At 70.7% G+C, this 18,096-nt stretch carries 11 protein-coding genes and 2 pseudogenes; 6 read left to right on the top strand and 7 right to left on the bottom strand.

Annotated features, from left to right (window positions below; translation table 11 throughout):
* Positions 1-25 precede the first annotated feature (25 nt).
* Positions 26-967 carry an SCO0930 family lipoprotein gene (locus tag ACZ6K0_RS09100; RefSeq protein WP_469234203.1) on the top strand — a complete coding sequence of 314 codons (942 nt, stop codon included), beginning with the start codon at positions 26-28 and terminating at the stop codon, positions 965-967.
* A gap of 28 nt (positions 968-995) precedes the next feature.
* On the opposite strand, the gene ACZ6K0_RS09095 is transcribed toward ACZ6K0_RS09100, so the two are convergent.
* Together ACZ6K0_RS09095 and ACZ6K0_RS09090 are read right to left on the bottom strand one after the other, a co-directional pair.
* Positions 996-1,922 carry an RNA polymerase sigma-70 factor gene (locus tag ACZ6K0_RS09095; protein WP_376413593.1) on the bottom strand — a complete coding sequence of 309 codons (927 nt, stop codon included), beginning with the start codon at positions 1,920-1,922 and terminating at the stop codon, positions 996-998.
* Positions 1,923-2,041: 119 nt separating this feature from the next.
* The gene (locus ACZ6K0_RS09090; protein WP_376413591.1) at positions 2,042-2,515 is read right to left on the bottom strand and encodes a carboxymuconolactone decarboxylase family protein; all 474 of its coding nucleotides are present in this window, start codon (positions 2,513-2,515) and stop codon (positions 2,042-2,044) included.
* Between the two features lie 360 nt (positions 2,516-2,875).
* Here ACZ6K0_RS09090 and ACZ6K0_RS09085 point away from each other — a divergent pair, with 360 nt between their 5' ends.
* Positions 2,876-6,769, top strand: a complete 3,894-nt coding sequence (locus ACZ6K0_RS09085; protein WP_469234361.1) for a Pls/PosA family non-ribosomal peptide synthetase — start codon at positions 2,876-2,878, stop codon at positions 6,767-6,769.
* Positions 6,770-6,834: 65 nt separating this feature from the next.
* A complete protein-coding gene (locus ACZ6K0_RS09080) occupies positions 6,835-8,208 on the top strand; it encodes a M1 family metallopeptidase (RefSeq protein WP_469234205.1) in 1,374 nt (457 codons plus the stop codon).
* Between the two features lie 158 nt (positions 8,209-8,366).
* Here ACZ6K0_RS09080 and ACZ6K0_RS09075 read toward each other — a convergent pair whose 3' ends face one another.
* Both ACZ6K0_RS09075 and ACZ6K0_RS09070 read right to left on the bottom strand, forming a co-directional pair.
* Complete coding sequence (locus tag ACZ6K0_RS09075) at positions 8,367-8,849, bottom strand: DedA family protein (RefSeq protein WP_469234207.1); 483 nt, start codon at positions 8,847-8,849, stop codon at positions 8,367-8,369.
* 349 nt (positions 8,850-9,198) lie between these two features.
* Positions 9,199-10,074, bottom strand: a pseudogene (locus tag ACZ6K0_RS09070) (IS5 family transposase).
* A 69-nt stretch (positions 10,075-10,143) separates the two neighbouring features.
* Here ACZ6K0_RS09070 and ACZ6K0_RS09065 point away from each other — a divergent pair.
* The gene (locus ACZ6K0_RS09065) at positions 10,144-11,601 is read left to right on the top strand and encodes a membrane-associated oxidoreductase (protein ID WP_469234209.1); all 1,458 of its coding nucleotides are present in this window, start codon (positions 10,144-10,146) and stop codon (positions 11,599-11,601) included.
* A gap of 81 nt (positions 11,602-11,682) precedes the next feature.
* On the opposite strand, the gene ACZ6K0_RS09060 is transcribed toward ACZ6K0_RS09065, so the two are convergent.
* Together ACZ6K0_RS09060 and ACZ6K0_RS09055 are read right to left on the bottom strand one after the other, a co-directional pair.
* The gene (locus ACZ6K0_RS09060; RefSeq protein WP_469234211.1) at positions 11,683-12,900 is read right to left on the bottom strand and encodes an MFS transporter; all 1,218 of its coding nucleotides are present in this window, start codon (positions 12,898-12,900) and stop codon (positions 11,683-11,685) included.
* Positions 12,901-13,543: 643 nt separating this feature from the next.
* Positions 13,544-14,004 (bottom strand): annotated as a pseudogene (locus tag ACZ6K0_RS09055) (hypothetical protein).
* 218 nt (positions 14,005-14,222) lie between these two features.
* On the opposite strand from ACZ6K0_RS09055, the gene ACZ6K0_RS09050 reads away from it, so the two are divergent.
* Positions 14,223-14,996 (top strand): DUF4232 domain-containing protein, encoded by a 774-nt coding sequence (locus ACZ6K0_RS09050; RefSeq protein ID WP_469234213.1) that lies wholly within the window; start codon positions 14,223-14,225, stop codon positions 14,994-14,996.
* A gap of 844 nt (positions 14,997-15,840) precedes the next feature.
* Here ACZ6K0_RS09050 and ACZ6K0_RS09045 read toward each other — a convergent pair.
* Positions 15,841-16,869, bottom strand: coding sequence for a LacI family DNA-binding transcriptional regulator (locus ACZ6K0_RS09045; RefSeq protein WP_469234215.1), 1,029 nt, complete (start codon positions 16,867-16,869; stop codon positions 15,841-15,843).
* Between the two features lie 147 nt (positions 16,870-17,016).
* Between ACZ6K0_RS09045 and ACZ6K0_RS09040 the strand changes: the two genes are divergently transcribed.
* Complete coding sequence (locus ACZ6K0_RS09040; protein ID WP_469234216.1) at positions 17,017-18,093, top strand: C45 family autoproteolytic acyltransferase/hydolase; 1,077 nt, start codon at positions 17,017-17,019, stop codon at positions 18,091-18,093.
* Positions 18,094-18,096 lie beyond the last annotated feature (3 nt).

Raw genomic sequence — 18,096 nt, 5'->3', positions numbered from 1 at the left:
GAAGTACGAGATAAGAGGAGTTGTCATGATGAACATGCGTAAGCTCACCGTCGCCACGGCCGGGGCCGCGCTGCTGTTCGGGGTGACGGCCTGCGGAACGCAGGAGACGGGCGCGGGAGCCGGCGCCGCCACGGTCGCCCCGCCGGCCGCGACCGCCGGTGGAGGTGACTCGTACGGCAACGGTGCTCCCGAGGGTTCCGGCCCGACGGCGTCGGGGCCGCTGGCGGTCCGCGACGATGCCGAGCTCGGCTCCGTGGTCGTCGACGCGAAGGGCTTCACCCTCTACCGGTTCGACAACGACACCGCCAGTCCTTCCACCTCCGCCTGCGCCGGCGACTGCGCCACGACCTGGCCCCCGGTCCCCGCAGGCAGCACGCGGCCCGGTGGTGTGGACGCGTCACGCGTCGCCTCGCTCAAGCGGGCCGACGGCGTGGAGCAGCTGACGATCGCGGGCTGGCCGGTCTACCGCTTCGCGAAGGACATCGCCCCGGGCCAGACCAACGGCCAGGGCGTGGGCGGTACCTGGTTCGCGGTCACCCCGGACGGCAAGAAGGCGGGCGCGGGGGAGCCCGGCACGGCTGCCCCGGGTACGGCTGCCCCGGGCGAAACGGCGCTTCCCGCCCTCTCACTGACGGAGAACGACAAGCTCGGCAAGATCATCAGGGACGGGAAGGGCCGGACCCTGTACCGCTTCACCAAGGACACCGCCTGGCCCATGAAGTCGAACTGCGCAGGCGCGTGCCTGGAGAAGTGGCGGCCGGCCAAGCTGGTCGACGTCGCCAAGGTCGAGGGCATCGACCCGAAGAAGCTGATCCCCTACACCCGCGCGGACGGCACGAAGCAGCTGACGATCGACTGCTGGCCGCTGTACTGGTTCACCGGTGACAAGACGCCCGGCGACACCAACGGTCAGGGCGTGGGCGGCACGTGGTTCGCCGTGACGGCCGACGGCAAGCTCGCCAAGTAACCGCCCTCGCCGCGCCGACGGGCCGGCGTCAGGACGAGCGGCGTCGACGGGCTCGCTTGACCTCGTCGTTGACGGCCCAGGCGTCGGCGACGGGCCCGAGGTGGGCGAGCTTGTCGGGGTTGGCCACGGCCCGGATGGCCTGCACCTGCCCGTCGAGGACGTCGAGGACCATGGTGTGGAGGACCTTCCCCTCGCGGTCGCGGAAGACGGCACCGGGCTGGCCGTTGACCTCGTGGGGCGTGAGCGTGACGCCGATGCGCAGCAGCAGGGGGAAGACGGAGGCCAGGAGCCGGGCCACGTTCTGCGTGCCGGCGACGGCCTTGGCGAGCTGCGGGGTCTTGCCGCCGCTGTCGCCGAGGAGCTGCACGTCGGCGGCGAGCAGTCGCTGCAGTCCGTCGACGTCGCCGTCCTTCAGCGCGTCGAAGAACCGGGTGGCCAGCTCCTGCCGTTCGTGACGGTCCGCGGCGAACCGGGGTCGCCCGGCGTCCATGTGCCGCCGTGCCCGTACGAGCAGTTGCCGGCACGCAGCCTCGGAGCGATCCACGGCCGCGGCGATGTCCTCGAAGGCGAAGCCGAAGACCTCGCGCAGGAGGAACACGGCCCGCTCCCGCGGGCCGAGCCGTTCGAGCAGGAGCAGGGCCGCCATCGACACCGAGTCGGCGAGCTCCGCCGCCCGCGCCGGGTCCTCGTACGGGTCGTTCAGCAGCGGCTCGGGAAACCACGGCCCGACGTACGCCTCCCGCCGCACGCGCGCCGAGCGCAGCACGTCGATGGAGATCCGCGTCACCGTGGCGGACAGGAAGGCCTTCGTCGACGTGGGCCGGGTGGCCGAGCCGTCGAATCGCAGCCACGACTCCTGGACCGCGTCCTCGGCCTCGCTCACACTGCCGAGAATCCGGTAGGCGATCGAGAACAGCAGTGGCCGCAGCTCCTCGAACTCCTCGACCTTGCTCACGCCGTTTCCTCTCCCCGTAACGTCCTTCGACCCGGCCGTACTTCGTCGACGCGGGCCTCTTCCCATGATCATCCGGATCGCCGGCAGGTCAGGGTAACCCCCCGCTGCCGGCGGTCGGTTCAGTGGAACTGGCCGGGCTCGTAGTCGCCGGCGGGCTGGCGGGTGATGACGTTCAGCCGGTTCGCCAGGTTCATGAAGGCGATCAGCAGCACCAGGGCGTTGAGCTGCTCCTCGTCGAAGTGCCGGGCGGCCCGCGCCCACACCTCGTCGTCCACTCCGCCGGCCGCGTCCGCGGTACGGGTTCCCTGCTCCGCCAGCTCCAGCGCCGCGCGCTCGGCCTCGCTGAAGACGGTGGCCTCCCGCCACGCCGCCACCAGGTTCAGCCGCACCGGGGTCTCACCGGCGAGGGTGGCTTCCTTGGTGTGCATGTCGATGCAGACGGCGCAGCTGTTGATCTGGCTCACGCGCAGCGACACGAGTTCCTGCGTGGCGACCGGGAGCGGCGAGTCCTTGACGACCCTGCCCGCCGCCATGAGGTGCTTGAAGGCCTTGCCGGTGACCGAGCTGGCGAAGAGGTTCAGTCGCGCGTCCATGGTGTGCTCCGGTTGGTGTGGTGGAACGTGCTGTCACCCCCTGAGACGAGGCGGCCCGGCGCCCTGTGACAGGACCGGATGTGACCTGGGTCTCTCACCCCCCACCGGACGTACCGCCCTGGCGTCCCACGGAGAGCGGGAGAGCCGCCGCAATACCGCCTCTCCTCAGCCGCGCGCAAGCGGTTCGACAAAGGAAATCCGTTCCGGCGCACTAGACTGACGGGCTGTTTGGCGCTGGACCGGAACAACCTGGGCAGACCCGGGCTCCACCGGCGACCCGGACGTTCCGGGATCGAGACGCGAGGGCCGATGTCAGCCACACCTGAGCGCGGTGAACTCACTCTGCTCGACGACGGGGTGATGGACGGGGCGATGGGCGAGGTGACGGACGGGGCCACGGGCGAAGAGCCCGGCAAGGCGGCCCGGTTCTCCGCCGGTCCCGCCGCCCCGCCCCGTACGCTCGTCGACATTCTCGAAGCGACCGTCCGGGCGTACCCCGACGAACCTGCCCTCGACGACGGCACCACCCGGCTGACCTACCGTGCGCTCGCGGCAGAGGTCGAGCGCCGGCGCCGCGACCTCGCCGCGGCCGGGGTCGGGCTCGGCGACCGGGTCGGCGTACGCGTGCCCTCCGGGACCAACGAGCTGTACGTGGCCATCCTCGCCGTGCTCGCCGCAGGAGCCGCCTACGTGCCGGTCGACGCCGAGGACCCCGACGAGCGGGCCGAACTGGTCTTCGGCGAGGCCGGCGTGCGCGCGGTGCTCGGCGCCGGACAGTCCGTCGAGGCCACCCGCGCCCCGGAACCCGGGCACGCCCCCGCCGCCCGCCCCGGACCCGAGCACGACGCGTGGATCATCTTCACCTCCGGCTCCACCGGCAAGCCCAAGGGCGTCGCCGTCACCCACCGCAGCGCCGCCGCCTTCGTCGACGCCGAAGCCGCGCTCTTCCTCGCGGAGGAACCGCTCGGACCCGGCGACCGGGTCATGGCCGGCCTGTCGGTCGCGTTCGACGCCTCCTGTGAGGAGATGTGGCTGGCCTGGCGCTACGGCGCCTGCCTCGTGCCCGTCCCGCGCTCCCAGGTCCGCAGCGGCGCCGACCTCGGCCCCTGGCTGGTGGAACAGGAGATCACCGTGGTCTCCACCGTGCCGACCCTGGCCGCGCTCTGGGAGCCCGAGGACCTCGGCGAAGTACGGCTGCTGATCTTCGGCGGCGAGGCCTGCCCGCCCGAACTGACCCAGCGACTGGTCACCGAGGGCCGCGAGGTGTGGAACACGTACGGCCCCACCGAGGCCACCGTCGTCGCCTGCGCCTCGCTCCTGACCGGTGAGGAACCGATTCGCATCGGTCTCCCGCTGAACGGCTGGGAACTGGCCGTCGTCGACGAGTCGGGCGAACCGGTGCCCATGGGCGGCAGCGGCCAGCTCGTGATCGGCGGCGTCGGCCTGGCCCGCTACCTCGACCCCGGGAAGGACGCCGAGAAGTACGCCCCGCTCGCCTCCCTCGGCTGGCAGCGCGCCTACCGCAGCGGCGACCTCGTCCGCGCGGAACCGGAGGGGCTCGTCTTCCTCGGCCGCGGCGACGAGCAGATCAAGCTCGGCGGCCGGCGCATCGAACTCGGCGAGGTGGACGCCGCGCTCCAGGCCCTGCCCGGCGTCGCCGGCGCGGCCGCCGCCGTCCGCACCGCGCGCAGCGGCAACCAGCTCCTCGTCGGTTACCTCGTCACCCAGGAGGGCTGGGACCACACGGCCGCGGTCGAGCGGCTGCGCGCCGAACTGCCTGCCGCCCTCGTGCCGCTCCTCGCGCCGGTCGACGACCTGCCGACCCGTACCTCCGGCAAGGTGGACCGCGACGCACTGCCCTGGCCGCTGCCCGAAACGGAACCCACCGGCTCCGTCGAGCAGCTCTACGGCACCGAGGCCTGGCTCGCCGAGCAGTGGAGCGAGACCCTCGGAGTGGCCGTCACCGGCGCCGCCGACGACTTCTTCGCGATCGGCGGCAACAGCCTCGCCGCCGCCCAGCTCACCACCCGGCTGCGCACCCGCTACCCGAGCGCGGCCGTGGTCGACATCTACCAGCAGCCCATCCTGCGCAAGCTCGCCCGGCGCCTGGAGAAGTCCGTCCAGGACGACGGCGCGGCCCGGACCGTCGCCCCCGTCCCGCTCAGGTCCCAGGTGACGCAGTCGCTGCTCCTGCTCCCGCTGTTCACCCTGGTCGGCCTGCGCTGGACGGTGGCGCTCCTCGCCCTGGGCAACGTCCTGCACCGGTTCGGCCCCTTCCCGTGGGCGCCCACCGCCTCGTGGTGGCTCGTGGCCGCCGGCGCGGTCCTGCTCTACAGCCCGCCGGGCCGACTGGCGCTCGCGGCCGGCGGTGCTCGCCTCCTGCTGCGCGGGGTCAAGCCGGGGCGCTACCCGCGCGGCGGAAGCGTCCATCTGCGGCTGTGGACGGCCGAGCGGCTGGCCGACCACGTCGGAGCGACCTCCCTCACCGGTTCCTGGCTGGAACGCTACGCACGAGCCCTCGGAGCCAAGATCGGCCCCGAGGTCGACCTGCACTCGCTGCCTCCCGTGACCGGCATGCTCAAGCTCGGCCGCGGCTGCGCCGTGGAGTCCGAGGTGGACCTCTCCGGGCACTGGCTGGACGGCGACCGGCTCGTGATCGGCCCCATCAAGGTCGGCGCGGGCGCGGTCGTCGGCACCCGCAGCCTCCTCTTCCCGGGCGCACGGGTCGGCAAGCGGGCCGAGGTGGCCCCCGGCTCCGCCGTCACCGGCCAGGTCCCGACCGGCCAGCGCTGGGCCGGAGCACCCGCCGTGAAGCTCGGCAAGGCCAAGCGCAACTGGCCCGAGGACCGCCCGCCGCGCGCCGCCCACTGGCGCGCCCTGTACGGAGCGGCCGGCCTCTGCCTGACGGCTCTGCCCGTGCTCGCCGCGCTGCCGGCGCTGCTCGTCGTCGGCCTGTTCGTCCCCGCCGACGCCGGACTCCCCGAGGCCCTGCGCGGCGCACTGACGGCCGTGGTGCCGGCAGCGCTCGCCTTCGGCTTCGCGTACGCGCTGCTGCTGCTCGTCTCCGTACGACTGCTCAGCCTGGGGCTGCGCACCGGGACCCACCCGACGCACAGCCGCGTCGGCTGGCAGGCATGGACCGTCACGCAGCTGATGGACCTCTCCCGGGAGACCCTGTTCCCGCTGTACGCCGGGTTGATCACCCCCGTATGGCTCCGGCTGCTCGGCATGAGGATCGGCCGCGGCGCCGAGGTGTCCACGGTGCTCGCACTCCCGAGCCTGACGACCGTGGGCGAAGGCGCGTTCCTCGCCGACGACACCCTGACCGCCCCGTACGAACTGGGCGGCGGCTGGGTCCGCATCGGACACTCCGAGATCGGCCGCCGGGCGTTCCTCGGCAACTCCGGAATGACCGCGCCGGGCCGCAGCGTCCCCGACGACGGGCTGGTCGGCGTGCTGTCCGCCACCCCGAAGAAGGCCAAGAAGGGCAGCTCGTACCTGGGCCTGCCGCCGGTCAAGCTGCCGCGGTCCGCCGCCGACGCGGACCAGAGCCGCACCTACGACCCGCCCGCCCGCCTGCTGTGGGCCCGGGGCCTGGTGGAGCTGTGCCGGCTGGTCCCCGTCTTCTGCTCGGCCGCGCTCGCCGTCCTGACCGTGGCCGCGCTGTGCGCCCTGGCCACGACGGACGGGCTCGGTACCGTGGGGACGGCCCTGCTGTCCGGAGCGGTCCTCCTCGCCGCCGGGGCGACCGCCGCCGTGGTCTCCGTCACCGCGAAGTGGCTCCTCGTGGGCCGGCACCGGACGGGGGAGCACCCGCTGTGGAGCGGCTTCGTGTGGCGCAACGAGCTGGCCGACACGTTCGTCGAGGTCCTGGCCGTGCCCTGGCTGGCCGGATCGGTGCCCGGCACCCCGCTCCTCGCCCTGTGGCTGCGCGGCCTCGGAGCCCGGATCGGCCGGGGCGTGTGGTGCGAGAGCTACTGGCTGCCCGAGACGGACCTGGTGACCCTCGGCGACGCCGTCACCGTGAACCGCGGCTGTGTGTTGCAGACGCACCTCTTCCACGACCGGATCTTGAGGACGGATACTGTGGTCCTCCGCGAGGGCGCCACCCTGGGCCCGGGCGGAATCGTCCTGCCCGGGAGCACGGTGGGGGCCCGGAGCACACTGGGACCCGCCTCTCTCGTGATGGCCGGGGAATCCGTCCCCGCCGACTCCCGCTGGCTGGGCAATCCGATCGAGGCGTGGCGGTCCTGAGGGGCCCGTGGCGCACGAGCACAGCGCAGGGAGCGGAAGCGGCAGTGAGCGGCCAGAGGACAACGGTGTCGGACCCGTACTTTCCGGCCAACGGAGACGCCCGATACCGCGTGCACCGGTACGAGCTGACACTGGACTACCGGCCCGGCCCCAACCGGCTGGCCGGGACGGCCCGGCTCAGCGCGATCGTCGGCCGGGCACCGCTCACCGAGTTCGCCCTCAACCTCGCCGAGTTCAAGGTCGGCCGGGTCCAGGTGAACGGCCGGGCGCCGCACTACACCCACCGGGGCGGCAAGCTGCGCATCCGGCCGGCCAAGCCCCTCCCCGCCGGCGCCGCCTTCACCGTGGAGGTGCACTGGTCGGGCAACCCCAAGCCGGTACGCAGCCCCTGGGGCGGCCTCGGCTGGGAGGAACTGACGGACGGCGCGCTGGTGGCCAGCCAGCCGGTCGGCGCGCCCTCCTGGTACCCCTGCAACGACCGGCCGGCCGACAAGGCCTCGTACCACATCTCGGTCAACACACCGTCCGCCTACACCGTGGTGGCCGGCGGCCGGCTGCTCACCCGGACGACGAAGGCCTCCACGACGACCTGGGTATACGAGCAGACCGCCCCGACCTCCAGCTATCTGGTCGGCCTCTCCATCGGCATGTACCAGACCGTGCTGCTCGGCGATCCCGGCCTCGGCGGGGTGCCGCAGAGCGCCCACGTACCGGCGCACCTGCTGCCGAAGTTCTCCCGGGACTTCGCCCGGCAGCCCGCGATGATGCGGCTCTTCGAGGAGCTGTTCGGCCCCTACCCCCTGGGCGAGTACGCGGTCGTCGTCGCCGACGAGGAGCTGGACGTACCGGTGGAGGCCCAGGGCCTGTCGCTCTTCGGCGCGAACCACGTGGACGGCGTACGGGGCTCGGAACGCCTCATCGCCCACGAGCTCGCGCACCAGTGGTTCGGCAACAGCGTGACCATCGGCGACTGGCGGCACATCTGGCTGAACGAGGGCTTCGCGAAGTACGCCGAATGGCTCTGGTCGGAACGCTCCGGCGGCCGCACCGCCCATGAACTGGCCCGCACCGCACACCGGTTGCTGGCCTCACAGCCCCAGGACCTGATCCTCGCCGACCCCGGCCGCAAGCTGATGTTCGACGACCGCCTGTACCAGCGCGGGGGACTCGCGGTCCACGCGATCCGCTGCGCGCTGGGCGACGGCGCCTTCTTCCGCATGCTGCGCGACTGGGCCGGCGTACACCGCCAGGGCGTGGTGACCACCGCGACCTTCACCGCCCACGTGGCCCGGTACGCGACCGAACCGGTGGACACCCTGCTCGCGTCCTGGCTCCACAACCCCGCCCTCCCCCCGCTCCCCACCCCACCGCAGGCAACCCCCTCGATCCCGACCCGCCCCACGTACCCGCCCACGACCGGCGGTCCCCAGCAGGTCTGACCTCGCCGGCCCTCCTGGTCGTCACCCGGACCCACTCGCGGCCCGCCGACGGGCTACCGCAGCCCTCGCGTACGACCTCGCCCTACGGATCACGTCCGACGAGAGCTGAGGCCCCGGGTACATCGCGCCCGCCGCGGCATTGCCGTTGCGGGTGGGGCTCACGATCCGTCGGCCACCGTGTCACCGGAGGACGGGACGGCCCTTCTCCTCCGGTACACCACCACACCGCACACCGCGAGCACGAGGACGGCCACGGCGGACACCCCGAGGGCCGTCTGCTCGGCGAAGAGCCTTCCCAGCACTTCGAGCACGCCGAGCCCCGCGGTCGCGTAGATCAGCGCCCAGGCCGCTCCGCCCACGAACAGGGCGGGAAGGTAGCGCGGCAACGGCATGCGCATGCTGCCCGCGAGGAAGTTGGCGGCGGTCTGGAAACCGACGGTCAGGAAGGAGACGGCCACCACCGGCGCGCCCCACCGTTGGATCGCCTGCTCGGCGCGCTGGAACTTCGCCGAAGAGATCCGCCCGGCGAACCTGCTGCGCCGGGCACCGGCGGCGGCGAGCCACCCGACGGCGAACGTACCTCCGGCGCGTAGCAGGATGATGACGTACAGGGCTCCGGCCGTGAGCGCGATCTTATCCACGACGCCTCGTCCCGGACGCCCGGCCGAAACCCGCGTCCCCCGTCACGCGCATGGGCGTTCCCGCCCCACCGGGCGCACGACGCGCACGAGCCTGATCACCGTCTCTCACCTGCGCCCTGCCTCTGCCTTCTCCGTCTGCCGGGTCCCACCTGCGGCACCGGAACCCGATCCCGCACGCCCGGTGTGTGCCGGGCAAGGTAAGCCTAACCGAACGCGCAAAGGGCGGGTACAGGGCGCCGGGTTACTCGGGCAACGCCAGGCGCGGTCAGTGAAGCCGGTCGGCTCACCAGCGACGGCCCCGGAAGGGAAGCTGACACGGAGCGGCTAGGGCCTGTTGCGAAAGTACTGGTCACAGCCACTCATTGAGGACTGCGACCAACACGGTCGCCTCATAGCGGACGGCCAGCTTTTCGTATCTCGTAGCCACAGCCCGGTGGCGCTAGAGGCGATTGATCCCGCACTCGACCGCATGGCGCTCGCGGTAGTCGGTCGTGTCGAACTTCGGCGGGCGGCCACCGCGGGAGCCGAGCTTCTCGCGGTTGCGGAGCCGATCCGCAGGGACCGGGATCGTCGCCTTGATGCTGTGCCTGCGTAGGAAGGCTCGGTTCTTACGGGAGTCGTAGGCTTTGTCGGCACGGACCCGGTCCGGTCGTTTGCGTGGCCGACGCGGTCCGAGCCGGGGCACCCGGATCGCCTCCAGGACCGGCTCGAACTGCGGGGAGTCACCCCGCTGACCAGCCGTGATCACAAAGGACAGCGGCCTTTGCCCCTGTTCAACCGCGAGGTGGATCTTGGTGGTCAGCCCGCCCCTGGAGCATCCGAGCCCATGGTCGGCCGGCTCGACGGCGATCCCTCCGGGCGGCGCCTTCTGGAGATCCCCCATTGTCGCCGCCCCAGCCGCGTGCTGGTGGGCCCGGCAGACGGTGGACTCGACGTTCACCTCCCAGGTGATCAGGCCCTTCGCGTCCGCCTGTGCCTGGAGCTGGGTGACGATCCGGGCCCAGGTGCCGTCCCGCTGTCAGCGCCGGAACAGGTCATCACCCCGGTCCCACGGGCCGTACCGCTCGAGCACATCGCGCCACGGTGCACCAGTCCGGGTCCGCCACCGTATGCCGTCTATCAGCTGCCGCCGGGTCCACACCGGCGGACGGCCCGGCTTGATGCCGTGCGGCAGTAACGGCTCCAGCCGGGCCCACTGGCTGTTCGTCAGGTCACCACGATCCACAGCACGTGATCACTCACAACCAAGATCCACTTTCGCAATAGATCGCCCCTACGGGGTAATGTCCCGCAAGTGGAGATCGTGGAAATGACCTCGCTGGAACGTCGCCTCTGTCAGGCATTCCCTCGCGGCGAACCGATCGACCTGCGCCAGTCCCAGGACGAGAACCCCGAACAACCCAGCGCCTGGGGTCCCGAACGGACCGTCCGCGCCGAGGTCATCCGCACCCTCCTCCTCGGTGGTCCGTCCGAACCCGGCGAGGTGCCCGCCCTCTACCTCACCGGTGCGCGGATCACCGGCCTCCTGAACCTTCAGCACGCAGAGATACCGCACCCCATCCGCCTGAACGTTTGCCACTTCGAGCAACCGCCAGACTTCCGCGGAGCGCAGACCCGCCAGCTTGACCTCAGTGCGTCCTGCCTCCCCACCCTCATGGCCACCGCCATACGCGTCGACGACGACCTCCGGCTCACTGGCTGCCGTATCCCCGGAAGCGTGCAGCTGGGCAGCGCACAAGTCTCCGGCGGAATCTTCCTCGACCGCGCCCGCCTCGGCGCCGACGGCGGGTGCGTCCTCCAGCTCAGCCATGCCTCCATCGGCAACGACATCTGGGCACCCCAACTGGTGGCCCACGGCGAGATCCGCATCGGAGCCGCCCGCATAGAAGGCGCCCTTGATCTCGAAGACGCCCACATCAAGAACTCGCCAGGTGATGCCCTCAACGCCGCCCACCTGACGGTCGGGACCAGACTCAACGCGGGCGGCCTCGTGGCCGAAGGCCGCGTCAGACTCACCGCCACCAAGGTCACCGGCTGGCTCACCTTCATCGAGGCCCGGCTCAGCAACCCGGGCGGTGTCGCACTGGGCATCAGTAGCTGTGAGGCAGCAGGGTTCTCACTCTGGGACGCGGCTCCAGTCTCAGGCCACGTCAAAATGCACTACGCCAACTTCAAGGTCATCCATGCCAAGCCCGAAGTCTGGCCCGTCACGGTACGTCTGGAGGGCCTGACGTACGAGACCCTCGCCCCGCGGCTGCCGGCCGCACAACGACTCGCCCTGCTCGAGCGAGACGAAGACGGCTTCGTCCAGCACGCCTACGAGCAACTCGCGGCCTCGTACCGCCGCGTCGGTGACGACGCCGAAGCCCGTGCAGTCCAACTCGCCAAGCAACGCCGGCACCGGACCACGCTGCCCTGGTACGGAAAACTCTGGGGCTACGTCCAGGACGCCACTGTCGGCTACGGTTTCCGCCCCATTCGTGCTGTGGCCTGGCTCCTGGCTCTTCTGCTCCTCGGCTCAGTCGCCTACGGACTGAACCATCCACCCGCGGCCGAGCGGGGCAAAGGCCCGGAATTCAACCCCGTCATCTATGCCCTCGACCTCCTCCTGCCCATCATCGACTTCGGCCAGGAAAAGGCATTCGCTCCGACCGGCCCTTACCAGTGGCTGTCCTATCTCCTGATCGCAACAGGTTGGATCCTCGCCACAACCATCGCCGCCGGAGTGACCCGCAACCTCAACCGCCAATAGCCCGTCCTGCCTGCAAGTGAGGCGACCGTGTTGGTCGCAGTCCACAGTGAGGGGCTGTGACCAGCACTTTCGCAACAGGCCCTAGGAACCCTTGGGCGAGGGGAACCTCCCCGCCCAGTGGGCCCAGGCCACCAGCGCCATCAGGGCGGCTGCCAATCCACCCAGCACCATGACCGTCGAGGGTGAGGAGCGGTCGAGGACGGCCCCTCCGGCCAGGGCCCCGATGGAGATGGTGGCCTGGAAGGAGGCGGTGAAGAGGACGGAGGACGCCTCGGGGGAGTCGGGCGAAGCCTTGGCGAACCAGGTCTGCGAGCAGACCGGCACGGCTCCGTACGCGACGCCCCAGACGATGAGCAGTGCTACCGCTCCCACGTCCGACCGGCCGAGGACCGGGAGGAGCAGGGTCGCACCGGCGATCAACGCGGCGGCCACGCCGAAAGTGGCCCGCGGATAGCGCCCCACAGCTGATCCACCGAGGAAGTTGCCGGCTACTCCGGCTGCTCCGTAGACGAGCAGATAGACCGTGATGAGACCCGAACTCACCTGGGTCACCTGCTCCAGGAAGGGGGTGACGTACGTGTACGTGCCGAAGTGAGCGAGCACGACGAGGAAGGTCATCACCAGGGCGAAGCGGGTGTTGACGCTCCGGAGCATGCCGCCGAGGACGTCGAGGCGCGTCGCCCGGTCGGAGGGGAGCGGCGGGACGAACAGGAGCAGCAGGGCGAGGACGACCAGCGTGAAGCCGCCCATGACGAGGAACGCCGTCCGCCAGCCCGCGATGTCACCGATGAAAGTGCCCAGCGGTACCCCGAGTACGGAGCCGAGCGGTACCGCGGAGAAGATCACCGAGGTAGCGCGGGCCACGGACTTGGCAGGCACCAGCTGGCCGGCGAGCCCGGCTCCGATGGACCAGAAGCCGCCGATGGTGACCCCCACCATGACGCGGGAGACCAGGACCAGCCAGTAGTTCGACGCGATGGCGGCCAGGAAATTGGCCAGCGCCAGTAAGAGGATGAACACACCCAACATGACCCGCCGGTCGATGCGCCCGGTGGCCACCGTGACCAAGGGTGCTGACACCGCGGCCAGGAATCCTGGCATGGTCATCATGAGACCAGCCATTCCGTCCGAGATGGTGAAACTCGATCCGATCGAGGTCAGCAGCCCGATCGGCAGAATTTCCGTGGTGACGATCGAAAAGATCCCCAGCATCACCGAAATCACAGCCAGCCAGGAAACCAAGGCCGAGCGATCCGGTGGTGCAGGAGAGGGGACAGAAGTGGTGGTTGCTGTGGACATGAATCCCGTCCTGAGTTGGGCATCACATGCAGAGTGTGACCACTAGTCCAGCAGGAACGGGCACCATCCTCTGGCAGATTCCCGACGCCAACGACCAGCCCCCGACCAGCGCGGGACGGCAGCAGTTTGCGCAGTCACACCGTCACGAGTGCAGGAGCATCGTGTGCTGGTTGCCCCGTCGTCGATCGACAGCCGATGCTTGTCGCAGCAGACGGTGAACGGGGGGCTTGTGGCACGTCGACGGCTGCATGGATGTCTCGGGGCGGCGGTGGCGATGGTTCTCGCGGTGTCCAGTTCCATGCTTCTCGGCAGGTCGTGGAACGCCTGTGACGTGGGAGTGAACAACGCGGCCAACAGCGGCTTCCTGCTGTGGCTGTTCATCCCGGGCCTCTGGACGGTCCTACTGCTGGTCTGGGTCGCGGTGGGCGCCCTTCTCGGAAACCGTCCCCCTTCATGCCGCTGCCCTCACGGTGACGCTCCTGGGTGTTTCCTGGTTCGCCGTCTCGATCTTCTGGGAGGGCACCGTCACCCCGCCGTGCCCTGGCGGCGCGCCCCCGTGGTGGCCGAGTTTCATTCCTGTTCCGGGTTTGCCGTGACCACTGCCGGAGGCAACCGAAACGACGTCACCAACTGATCCCTGGCCTCACACCCGGGATCTCAGCACGTCGACCTCACAGCCTGGTGCGAACGGGTCGAAGCCGTGCTCGATCAGCCAGCGAACTGCCAGCAGCCGTTCCTCACGTGCAACTCGCACTCGTCGTCGAGTTCCGCCGCCAGCGCGACGACGGTCCGGCCGGCCCGGCCCGGCCAGGGCGGCAACGGCGCGTCGTGCAGCTTCCGGATGGCGGCGCCCGCCGCGGCCCACGCCGCCGACGACCCGGTCGACGGCCCGCCGAGGCGCCCAAGCGTCGTCCCTGGGACCGCAGCGATCGCGAGCACGGACGGCTTGCGCCACAGGACCTTCGGGGTCGGGACCGGCGCGTGGGACATCGCCTCGACCTCGACGTCGATGCGCGCCTGATCGGCATCCACCTTCAGGAACACGTCGCCGACGCGCAGGGTCGCGCGCTCGGAATGGGCGACGACGACCTTGACCTCATCCATGGGCGACCAGTATCCCGGACGTCGAACAGCCGCCGACCGAATCGGAAGAGGACCGGCCAGAGGCCTTCCGTGACCAGGTCACGTCATGACTGCCGGTTCGTACGAGGGCTGTAACAGTCGCGGGATGCTGGTGAACCGGCTTCCCCGAGCGGCAACAATAGCGATGTCGCTTGCATACGGGCCGGCTTCGGGCCGGTCACGGGGGAAGAGAGAACGGCATGAACTCGAAGACGGTCAGAGACGGTTCACCGCGTCGGGGCCTGCGCGGCGCTGTCCTGGGCGCGGCCGTGGTCGCGGCTCTGCTGACGACCACCGCCTGCCAGGGCGACGACCAGGCTGCCGCGCCGCCGACCACCGCTGCCCCCTCGACCGTAGCCCCGTCGACCGCGGCCCCCTCGGGTTCCGCGTCGGCAGGCGGGAGTGCCCCGGAGACCACCGCGCCCACGGGAGACTCCGGTACCGGCACCGGTACCAGTAGCCCGACGGCCACGGAGACCGGGGACAGCGGCGAGACCGGCGGCGGCAACGGCACGAAGTACGCGGACTGCAAGGCGGACGGGCTCACCACCGCGGTCGAGCTCCAGGACGAGCGCGGGGAGACCCCCCGTCACTTCCTGCTGACCGTCACCAACAACGCGAAGACGCCGTGCGTCCTCAACGAGGCCCCGCAGGTCCGGCTCAAGGCCGGCAACGACGCCCCGATCGTCGAAACGCTCGGGGAGCCGGACACCGAGCCCGTCGTCGTCGAGGGGGGCGGCAAGGCATACGCCGGCCTGTACGTCTTCGGGAACGACGAGGGTGGTGAGGCGGAGTACGACCAGTCCGACCGCTTCACCGCGACCCTGGTCGCCGGCGAGGGCACCGAGCTGCGCGGCACGCTCATCTTCGACCTGCCCGACGGCCTCGACAGGGTCTCCGTCGACGACGCGGCGCGGGTGAACGGCTGGGCCGGCACCGAGGGGCTCGCGATGCGCCCGATCACCCAGCTCTGAGGAGTGGCTCGACCACGAGGCACTGAGTGATCAGGGGCGCGGCAACCGTCGCGCCCCCATCGCTGGAGGCGGGCCAACGCCGGTCCCGTACGAGGCGGGGGCACAGCTCTCTTGCCGCCCGCTCCGGCTGCTGCGGTGAGCCCGCGTTGCCTTGACCCGAAAGGGTACGATCTCGGCTTGGGAGATCGGGAAGTCCTGGTGGTTCGCGTACGCCTCGTGGTCGAAGAGCCATCGCGCCTCACTCCGGGGTGGGGCATGGCCACAGTCGGATGTCGTATCGCTCAGGGCTGTCGGGGCACCGCCATACCCTCACCTGATGGTCGTCCGCCTCAGGCAGTACCAAGACAGGTCCGGGCTCCCGTCCCTCCACGTTGACGAGTGAGACCTCTCTGTCAGGCGCTTCAATACGGGACGTGCCCAGCAGGACACCTTTCCCGTCTGGCGCAGGGTCCTCCCAGACGGAGAGTGCAACGGCGACCCATGTACCAGGACTGAGCGTGGGCACACCGACTGCCTGCCCATTGCCCTTTACTGAGTCACCTTCAGGAATCGCGCTCACGACGTCAGCGCGAGGTCCGGCTCCGGCGACCAGCCAGAATTCGCTGTGCGACACCCACAACGCGTCAAACACCACATCCCAGGGCTCGCCGGCGGGGAACGGGTCGTCACCGAATGCCATCTGAGGATCCATGGTCGTGAGCGTAGGGCTCCCCACCTCAGCCCGACCGCGCGCTTGCGGATCCGAAGCGGTGGCAGGGCGTCTGTGGTGTCGATGTCCCGGTCGGCAGCCGTCCGTCCTTTGCGGTGCCGAGTCGGAGAGCGCGCGTCCCCGCCTGACCAGCCGTCAGGCGCCCGGGTGGTTGCGGCGGGACGAGGCGCGGATTCGGAAGCGGGAGGTGGTGAGGACCGGGCCTGCGCCGGGTTCGTCCGCGATGCGGGCCTGGAGGAGGTCGAGGAGCGCCAATGTCGTTTCCGTGGCGTGGAGTTCGACCGCCGAGATGGCGGGGCGACTGTGCCGGGTGTGCTCGGAGTCGGAAGCCGCGGCGAGCATCGTCCGGTCGGGCACGGAGACGCCGCGAGCTGTGAGGCCCACCAGCACGCCGGCCGCCTGGCGGCCCGTGTGGCAGAGGATCGCGTCGGGGACCCCTTCGTCGACGATCGCGTGCGCGACGTCCTCGCCACCGCGTTCGCCGGCGCGTTCGGCCGACATGTGGACGCGCGGGGTGATCCCGACGCCCTCGCACCATGCGCGGTACGTCGCCTCGCTGTCCATGTTCCAGGCATTGGGGTCGGTTCCGCGCAACAGCACGATCGACCGGGCGCCGTTCGCGGCGAAGTGCTCGTAGATCCGCCGGAAGCTCGCGGACTCGTCCTCGTTGGCCCAGTCGGTGAACTCCGGGCGGCTGGGGTCGCGTCCCAGCGTCACGTACGGGATGCCGCGCCGTTCGAGGAGCTCCACCACCGGGTCGTCCACGTGCGGCATCGTCACGATGTACCCGTCGAGCGACAGTGCCAGCGGGGGTGTCGGCCGCTTGGTCGGGTCGGGTACGAGCATCACGCTGAGTCCGCGGTTCATCGCCTGCGCCGAGACGGCGCCGATGTAGCGGGCGAACACGTCGACGCCCCGCGGCGCGTACTCGCCCAGCGAGTCCAGTGATCGCATGACGAGGCCGATCGCCCCGACCGACGAACGTCGCAGGCCGCGCGCGAGGGCGTCGGCCTGGTAGTCCATCTCCTCGGCGACGGCCCGGACGCGCAGCCGCGTGGCGGCGCTCAGCGTCCCGGTGCCGTTGAGCGCCATGGAGACCGCCGCGACGGAGACACCCGCCCGCTGGGCGACGTCGCGAATGGTGACGCCCTTCGACCGAGCCATGGCGACCTCCAGGGGAACAGGGGAACAGGGGAACAGGGGAGCGGAAAGTGACGCGAGGAAGACCGTTGTATTAAACGTTTTACCTACCTAGCGTGTCGCCCGTCCCTCTCTGTGATGGGCCTCACAAGGCAAAGGTTTCAGAGCAACATGAAGCTGCACACACTGCGTACGACCACCACCGACCCCCACGACCGCGGCCGCGAGATCGGCACGCGTTACGCGGACCAGGTGCGTGACGTCAGCGCCCGCTACCTGGCGCATTTCAAGGTTCTGGGCGTTCCGGAAACGACGGTTCGCGACATCTCCGCCCACAGCTACGACGCCCTGCGCGACTGGTCCCCGGGCCTGGCCGAGGAGGCCGACGGAATCGCCGAGGCGTCGGGAATCGAGCCGTGGCAGGTGGCCGCGGTCGGCGCACGGACGGAAGTACTCGCCGCCGCGCCCGCGTCCGGGAAGGGCGAGTGCACGACCGCCGTGTACGTACCGCCCGTCGGCGGCCCACCCGAGACGATCCAGACGTGGGACTGGCACGACTCGCTCACGCCTGACGGTCTCCTGCTGTCGCTGGTGACCGGGACGGGGCGCCGGGTGAAGCTCTTCACCGAGTTCGGCACGGCCGCGAAGATCGGGGTGAACGACGCCGGCCTCGGCCTGCATTTCAACATCCTGCGGCACCGCTCCGACGACGCGACCGGCGGCGTGCCCGTCCATGCCGTCGCGCGTCGCGTCCTCGAGGAGGCGACGACGGTTGCGGAGGCCCGCGACATCATCGCCTCCGCGCCCCTGAGCGCGTCCACCGTGCTGACCGTCGTCACCTACCGGGACGGCCGCGCCGCCGCGGCCTCCATCGAGATGTCGCCCTCCGGACTCGCCGTGGTGCAGCCCGACACCGATGGCTGGGTCATCCACACGAACCACTTCCTCGACCCCGGCCTCGCCGACGGTGACTCCGGCACCCCGGAATCGATGTCGGTCGAGCGGTACGAGCACGCACGCGCCGTACGCGGCAGCATGACCGGTCACTCCGGGCCGGAGCGCGCGGCCGCCTTCTGCGGCAGCGACGGCGCCGCGGCAGTGGTGTGCGTCCACGCCGACGCATCCCGGCCGGGCCACGAACAGTGGGGCACGTTGCTCACGGCATCTCTCGACGTTCCCGGCTTCGCCCTCGACTACCGGACCGGCAACCCCGACACCGCGGCCCGCGAGGGCCTCGACCAGTTCTGAGGA

The sequence above is a fragment of the Streptomyces sp. NPDC042346 genome (genome assembly GCF_055581845.1).
Note: the sequence above shows the minus strand (reverse complement) of the source record. Positions and strands in the feature narration are given on the sequence as shown.

What these genes read in the sequence shown, in the direction of transcription:
- ACZ6K0_RS09060 (WP_469234211.1), bottom strand. Translation starts at nt 12,900, where the DNA reads ATGTCCACAGCAACCACCACTTCTGTCCCCTCTCCTGCACCACCGGAT.
- ACZ6K0_RS09090 (WP_376413591.1), bottom strand. Translation starts at nt 2,515, where the DNA reads ATGGACGCGCGACTGAACCTCTTCGCCAGCTCGGTCACCGGCAAGGCC.
- ACZ6K0_RS09045 (WP_469234215.1), bottom strand. Translation starts at nt 16,869, where the DNA reads ATGGCTCGGTCGAAGGGCGTCACCATTCGCGACGTCGCCCAGCGGGCG.
- ACZ6K0_RS09100 (WP_469234203.1), top strand. Translation starts at nt 26, where the DNA reads ATGATGAACATGCGTAAGCTCACCGTCGCCACGGCCGGGGCCGCGCTG.
- ACZ6K0_RS09050 (WP_469234213.1), top strand. Translation starts at nt 14,223, where the DNA reads ATGAACTCGAAGACGGTCAGAGACGGTTCACCGCGTCGGGGCCTGCGC.
- ACZ6K0_RS09040 (WP_469234216.1), top strand. Translation starts at nt 17,017, where the DNA reads ATGAAGCTGCACACACTGCGTACGACCACCACCGACCCCCACGACCGC.
- ACZ6K0_RS09085 (WP_469234361.1), top strand. Translation starts at nt 2,876, where the DNA reads ATGGACGGGGCGATGGGCGAGGTGACGGACGGGGCCACGGGCGAAGAG.